We start from the raw sequence: 230 nt of genomic DNA, 5'->3' as shown, positions 1-230 counted from the left end.
GGTCTCGAGGATGGCGTGGGCTTGGCGGAGTCTCACGTCCAGTCTCCGTTCAGGTATGCACGAGCTGCGGCTTCGACGTCCCACATCCGCCCATCGGCGATGGCATGGATGGGCGCCATGTTGTCGAGGTGTGGGTTCATGCCGACCATCCACGCGCGGGCGGTCGCCTCGCCTTCCACCTGGGCGAGCTGCTGAAGGATGCGGGCGGCGTCTGCCTGCTGCTGCGAGGT

Annotated in this window: 1 pseudogene; it reads right to left on the bottom strand. The window is 67.0% G+C overall.

Going from position 1 to position 230, the window contains the following annotated elements:
- Nucleotides 1-32: 32 nt before the first annotated feature.
- Nucleotides 33-230 (bottom strand): annotated as a pseudogene (locus IG78_RS0141385) (hypothetical protein); the annotation flags it as partial.

Source organism: Streptomyces aureocirculatus (assembly GCF_000720475.1).
In the GTDB taxonomy this organism is placed as follows: Bacteria; Actinomycetota; Actinomycetes; order Streptomycetales; family Streptomycetaceae; genus Streptomyces; species Streptomyces aureocirculatus.
Note: the sequence above shows the minus strand (reverse complement) of the source record. Positions and strands in the feature narration are given on the sequence as shown.